7 protein-coding genes are annotated in these 6498 nt (G+C 32.8%); all 7 read right to left on the bottom strand.

Features of this window, described 5'->3' with window-relative positions; genetic code table 11:
- Positions 1-198 (bottom strand): hypothetical protein (locus tag Q0P94_RS06920; protein WP_295115064.1); only part of this gene is annotated, 198 nt, incomplete at its 3' end.
- A gap of 538 nt (positions 199-736) precedes the next feature.
- Positions 737-1138, bottom strand: coding sequence for a DUF3800 domain-containing protein (locus Q0P94_RS06915; protein WP_295115062.1), 402 nt, complete (start codon positions 1136-1138; stop codon positions 737-739).
- Positions 1139-1390: 252 nt separating this feature from the next.
- The gene (locus Q0P94_RS06910; RefSeq protein ID WP_295115072.1) at positions 1391-2209 is read right to left on the bottom strand and encodes a DUF368 domain-containing protein; all 819 of its coding nucleotides are present in this window, start codon (positions 2207-2209) and stop codon (positions 1391-1393) included.
- 143 nt (positions 2210-2352) lie between these two features.
- A complete protein-coding gene (locus tag Q0P94_RS06905) occupies positions 2353-3126 on the bottom strand; it encodes an MIP/aquaporin family protein (RefSeq protein ID WP_295115060.1) in 774 nt (257 codons plus the stop codon).
- Between the two features lie 9 nt (positions 3127-3135).
- Complete coding sequence (locus Q0P94_RS06900; protein WP_295115058.1) at positions 3136-4635, bottom strand: DUF2193 domain-containing protein; 1500 nt, start codon at positions 4633-4635, stop codon at positions 3136-3138.
- A gap of 180 nt (positions 4636-4815) precedes the next feature.
- Positions 4816-5154 (bottom strand): P-II family nitrogen regulator, encoded by a 339-nt coding sequence (locus Q0P94_RS06895; protein WP_295115056.1) that lies wholly within the window; start codon positions 5152-5154, stop codon positions 4816-4818.
- A gap of 18 nt (positions 5155-5172) precedes the next feature.
- Positions 5173-6384 (bottom strand): ammonium transporter, encoded by a 1212-nt coding sequence (locus tag Q0P94_RS06890; RefSeq protein ID WP_295115070.1) that lies wholly within the window; start codon positions 6382-6384, stop codon positions 5173-5175.
- Positions 6385-6498 lie beyond the last annotated feature (114 nt).

Genomic DNA, 6498 nt, shown 5'->3' with positions numbered 1-6498 from the left:
ATCATAATCAGTTGAAGCCAATGCCTCGTTTTCTTCACTTGTTTGCAGATTATCCCCAATATCATTATCAATTGATAACTCGATTGTATTTGCATTCTCGCTTGTTATAGTATTATCTATTTCACTTGCGCTAACACTTGCAATGCTCAATAGAAAAACAACAAGCCCCAATAGGATTATTGTTTTTTTGTATTTCATTTTCTCCCTGAACTCCTGAAAAGTGTATGCTAAAAATGTTTTATATCATTCAAACAATCATGAAAATACATGTCCTTTGTTTAAAACTTCTAAAACATGACTAAAAGTCTATCAACCAGTATATAAAAATATAACTATTTAGAGAATGAAGGGCAGATAAACTGATATTAATATGCCTATTGATTTGTCATGAGAAACACCAGATTAATGAATTGAAATATCAAATTTTGAACTCCATTTAAAAAATATATTTTAATGTATTTAACCTACAAAAAAGTTAAAAAAAAATATGAAAACACAAAAATCAGAAAATAATCTGATTTAAATACTATTAACCTGTCCAAAAAATAGTTTAAAATATCAACAAAGCAAATAATAAAAATGTTTATATACATTGATATTCTTAAATATTATGAAGATTAGAAGGTAAAAACCTAAATTTTTGGTTTATCCTATAGGTCCTCGTCACCACAGGTGGCGACTTTCCATAACTACTATGGTCAATTAGGTGGCTTATAGGTTCTTCATTCTCACAATACTATTTTTTATATACTTCAAATATTTTCTTATTCAATATTAAGCCAATGTATTGTGGATTGTTATATTCTACTTTTTGAAAAACTGACCATGAGATTAAATCAGCAATTTGCAATCCTTTATAATTTATTGAATCTCCATGAAGAATGCTTATCGGATGATTTTCAGGATTATTTAGTTTAGATGAAAATTTATCATTAAAATTGTTACTGTCATCTTGGTTGAATTTGGATTTATCTACAATGATACAAGTGGGAGAAGATATTTTAATTTTTTCAGCTAATTTTGATGCAATTTCATCATATAATGCATGGTGTTTATAGAAACTTGGTATTCTATCCAGATTTTGTTTATCCAAATATATTGCTAGTGTTTCACATTCAATGTTATTGATTTTTTGCAATACTTTTTTAATAACCTATTTGTCAGTTTTATTTCCTTTTATTTCTAGAGATTTATGCATAATGTTCTGTATTTCTTTCTTGTTTTTTTAATAATTTTTTTGTTTTTGAAACTGTTGTAATAAATCAAAGACTTTTTCTCAAAAATAGATATGAATTATTAATTTTTGTAAAATATATAAAATATAAGTAAAAACAGCCTCTGTAAAAGTCTAAAATATGAAATTTAATTAATGTGTAAAATTTTGTACACATTAATCTATATAATCAAATCTAGTTTCTAAAATCAAAATTAAAGCAAATCCAATTATTGCAATAATTATACATGGGAACAGACCTGAAAAACTTAAACTGGTTGCATTTACAATTTCTATTGCCGGAACTTTTAGTGATCCAAGCATTACTCCAATAAGAAATGCCATTGTAACTTCTTCATAATTTTTAAGTAAAAAATTTAAGATTTTGGAAAATCCTAAAATTCCAATTAAAGCACCAACAACAAAAACAATGATACTTACAAGATCAAAGTGATGTAATGCATTTAGCATATATTCATATTGGCCAAGCAGCAGCAATAAAAAGGATCCTGAAATTCCAGGCAAAATCATTGCACAAATTGCTATCATTCCTGAGAAGAATAAAACTATAAGAGAATGATTTGCCGCAATAGGATTCAAACTTACAAATAGATATGTTAAAATTAAACCTATTATCGCAAATATGAAGTGAGTTATATTTATCTTATGAATTTTTCTGAATAAAATTACTGCAGAAGCAATAATCAATCCCAAGAAAAATGAATAAGTCAATGCAGTATGCACATCCATACAGTAGGTTACAACTTTTGCAAGAGTTAAAAACGCTACACCAATACCTAAAATCAGAGGAATGAAAAACTTAAAATCAATTTCAGCATATATTCCCTTTATAAAACCGTTTATATCCCCTTTTAAAAGAGGTTTCAAAAATGCGAACTTGATTCTACTTATAGCCTCTACCAAATGACCATAAATACCTGTAATTAAAGCAATTGTTCCTCCAGAAACACCCGGAACAATATCGGCAGAACCCATCAGAATTCCGCGAATGAATATTAAAAAAGCTTCTTTAAAATTAAAAAACAATTTATCACCTAAAACATAACTATTATATTATTAGTTAAAACTTGATTATATAGCTTATTAAAAAAAGAAAAAGTGAATAATTCAAAAAAGAATTATTCATCATTAAACGGTTGTGGAAGTTCACATACTCCACTGTCTTTTGCAAGATATGCATAAGCAAATGCAGCGCAGATTGCACCGAGAATCGGTCCGACCAAATATATTGGGAAGAATGACCATAGGTTTTGTCCGCCTAGAATCATATCCATTAAATATGGTCCGAATGTACGTGCAGGATTGATTGATGCACCAGTAAATGCACCTAACACAGCAATCACAGCAGCTACAGTCATACCAATTGAAATTCCAGCAAAACCCGGTTCTGCTTTTTTATCAACTGCTACACCCATTACAACCATCATAAGGAAGAATGTTCCTATGAATTCTGCAAACATTGCCTGCCAATAGGTTACTCCCAAACCTGGAGCGGTAGCACCAAGTCCACCTATTGCAACTGCCGGAGCACCAAGACAAAGGAACAAACAAAGACTTCCCAAACAGGCCCCAATAACTTGTGCAACTATATAATAAATACTGTCAACCAAAGCAATGTTTTTGGTTACAAGTAGTCCAATTGTTACAGCTGGATTCAAATGTGCACCGGATATTTTACCGAATACATAAATACATATCATTACAGTAAGACCAAATGCTAAAGCAATAGCAATCCAATCGCCCAAACCACCTAAAAGTCCGATTCCGGCTGCACCAGGAGTAACACTATCTGAAATAAGCAATGTTACAACAGCAGATCCGGTACCGAAAAATACTAGGAAAAATGTTCCTAAAAGTTCTGCAAAGAATTTTTTTCTTATATTGCAAGTCATTTTAACCGCCTATACAGCTTCTCTCCATTGACAGTATTCATGTTTGTTATCTGCAAGACATGCTGAAGCACACTGTTTACAACCTCTTACTGGAGAACCCGGAGTTTCTTTGTCAAGTGCAATAATATTTGTCATCATGGTAGCTGTAATAGGTTCTGAAGTTAAAAGACATGGGTAGTCTGCCAATCTCATAAGTGAAGAGAATCTTACTGAAATAGCACATGCAGGATATGTGTATCTTTGAGGATTCATTAAGACTTCGTTTTCCAAAATAGGAGTGAAGTCAACTTCCATGCCTTTAATTCTAGGAATGATTTCGAATCCAGCAGAAGATCTCATTTTTCTAGCATTACTCATTGCATTGAATCCCCTGTAAATCATGTCCATGAAGTCACAGTTGTGTAATTCAGCAGCTGCACCTCTTTTTGGATATTGCTGTACATAGTTGTGGAATCTTTTGTTCAACAAGTCAACAATCATTGGAGCAGTAAATCCGTCTAATTCCAATAAAAATTCAGTTGCACATGCAGATGCACCAGTTGAAAGTTTCAATACATCGAAAGGTGTTTTAAATACATCAAGGTTGTTTCTAAGTGAGTTTTCAATAACACCTGCAGTAGCCTGAATAATGCTCATGGTCACATCATCCTTACACATGTTGTAAGTAGATTGACCTATGTGGTGCCCTATATCTCCAACACAGTATGCAGGTACAGTTACAATGTTACCGTAATGTACCCCATCATCCATTGCAGCTTTAACAACAGAAGTCATTGCTTTTTTATATTTGTTCATGTAATCTCTTACATCAAATGAGGAATGATCTGCATCATCCATTAAAGTACCTTGTCCTTCAATAGGATTTCTGTAAATCATTTGCAATGTTTCAATTTCTTTTTCTGTTGCCTGAGTAGCGGTTAAACCGTCTTCAATCGCATTAGCAAAAGCATCACCAATACCGTAAGAAGTGTTCATACCCCAAGATTTTGCAGAGAGGATACCTTGTTTGTGATGTACAGGAATATCCATTTTAGTTAAAATCTGATTTACAACATTACTTGTACTTCCAGGCATTAATGCAAAGTCCACTACACAGGTCGGTCCGTAAAATCCACCATATCTCCTAATAGATTCTTTTGCAATTAATGCTTCTGAATCTGCAATAGCTTGGATAAACTTATCGACACTGTCAGCAAAATCGCCGTCTTCCTCGCATAAAATTTCCAATACAGGAGGAGTTTGGAAGTGTTCAATGAAAGGATCGTCTTCACATTTCAAGGTGTCTGTAATGGAAGATAAAATCTCATAATGGTTTTTGACAGATTCCTTGTGCAGATTAATTACAGATTCCGCTTGGTTGTCTAATGCTTTCATACCAGATACCGCATCTGCATATGGTTTTGCATCAGTTATTTTAAAGTCATTATATCTGTTTTCTGATATAACAGCAACGTCCGCTTTTTGAGCAGCCATTGACTCATTAATCATTTTTTCATATAACTCTCTCATTTTTATCACCTAAGCAATAGCACTTGTTAATATGAATAACAAGCTACTGATGAAAATAAATTTTTTAACCATATTATTTAAACATGTTTAAAATATCATGAAAAATAGAAATTATTGATAAATTAAAATATAAAAAAAGAAAAAAATAGGAAAATTATACTAAAATTGTATTAAAACAAGTTAAACAGCATCAGAACCTCTTTCACCAGTTCTAATCCTTATTACTTCTTCAACATCAGAAACGAATATTTTACCGTCACCCACTTCACCAGTCCTAGCACTTTCGATAATTGTATCGATAATCCTGTCCAAATCTTCTTCATTGACTATTAATTCCACCCTTGTTTTTGGAATTAAATCAATACAATAACTAGAACCCCTATAAGATTCACGAGTGCCTCTTTGCCTTCCTCTACCCCTTACAGTAGATACATTCATTCCGTCACAGCCCTCTTTCAAAAGTGCATGTTTTACACTTTCAAACATTTCCTCACGAATTACCGCAATGATTCTTTTCATAATATCACCCAAGTATAATTAAAATCTGTAACCTGATTCCTTATGCAATGCCGCATCAAGACCGGTTATCTCTTCTTTATCCTCAACTCTTAATCCTATAGATATATCTAACACTTTTGCTATTAATAAACTTACCAAAAATGCATAAACTGCAGTAGCTACAACTGCAATAATCTGAATCAACAACTGATTAGGATTTCCATACAACAGCCCTGCAACACCGTTTATTGCAGGAGATGCAAATAAACCTGTAGCTATCAAACCCCAAACACCGGAAAGTCCATGGACTCCGAATACATCTAAAGCATCATCATAACCAAATTTATCTTTGAGATTATAAATTGCAAAGTAGGATATTAATGATGCACCCAAACCAATCACTATCGAACCTGAAATAGAAACAAAACCCGCAGCAGGAGTAATAGCAACCAATCCGGCAACTGCACCGGTAATTGCACCTAAAACCGTTGGTTTTCCAATTTTAATAACATCCATTATTACCCATGTTACCAGTGCAACAGCTGCTGCAGTATTTGAAACAAGAATTGCTGAACCTGCTAATCCATTAGCTGCAAGAGCAGATCCGCCATTGAATCCCATCCATCCAAACCATAAAAATCCTGCTCCTAAAATTGAATAACCCAAATTATGAGGCAGCAATGAAATATCATATCTTTTTCCTAAAATCAATGCCAATGCAAGAGCTGAAAAACCGGAGTTGACCTCAACTGCAACTCCACCGGCAAAATCTATTGCACCCATATTCATTAGCCATCCGCCACCCCAAATCCAATGACAAACAGGTATGTAGACTAAAGTCACCCACAATACAGTGAACAAAATCCAAGATTTTGTTTTCATTCTTCCAACAATCGCACCTGAAACAACCGCAGCTGTCAATGCTGCAAAAGTGAGCTGAAAACCGGCATAAACAAAAGTTGGAATAGTACCTGATAAAGAATTAACACCTATGCCCTCCATGAATAAATTTTGAGGGATTCCTATTAAACCTGCAAAGCTTGAAGGAGCAAATGCAATTTGATATCCATATAAAATCCATATTATACTAGCTATTGCAAATGCAATTAGCGATAAAAACATTGAGTTTAAAACATTTTTCCTTTTTGATAAACCACCGTAAAAAAATGCTATACCCGGAACACTCATCAATAAAACCATTATTGTTGCAACAAGCATCCAAGCAGTATTTCCAGTACTTAAAACCATAATAATCACTAAATAAATTTAACGGAAGTATACAGTCGGAATATAACTTCCGATAATATTTTGTTAAAAATAATATATAAATGTTTCAAAAACTAAAAAAAAAGTAAAAAAATAAAA

The sequence above is a fragment of the uncultured Methanobrevibacter sp. genome (genome assembly GCF_946184425.1).
Taxonomy (GTDB): Archaea; Methanobacteriota; Methanobacteria; order Methanobacteriales; family Methanobacteriaceae; genus Methanocatella.
Note: the sequence above shows the minus strand (reverse complement) of the source record. Positions and strands in the feature narration are given on the sequence as shown.

Excerpts from the sequence above, each read along its gene's own strand:
- Q0P94_RS06910 (WP_295115072.1), bottom strand. The coding sequence starts at position 2,209 with ATGGGTTCTGCCGATATTGTTCCGGGTGTTTCTGGAGGAACAATTGCT.
- Q0P94_RS06900 (WP_295115058.1), bottom strand. The coding sequence starts at position 4,635 with ATGAGAGAGTTATATGAAAAAATGATTAATGAGTCAATGGCTGCTCAA.
- Q0P94_RS06905 (WP_295115060.1), bottom strand. The coding sequence starts at position 3,126 with ATGACTTGCAATATAAGAAAAAAATTCTTTGCAGAACTTTTAGGAACA.
- Q0P94_RS06895 (WP_295115056.1), bottom strand. The coding sequence starts at position 5,154 with ATGAAAAGAATCATTGCGGTAATTCGTGAGGAAATGTTTGAAAGTGTA.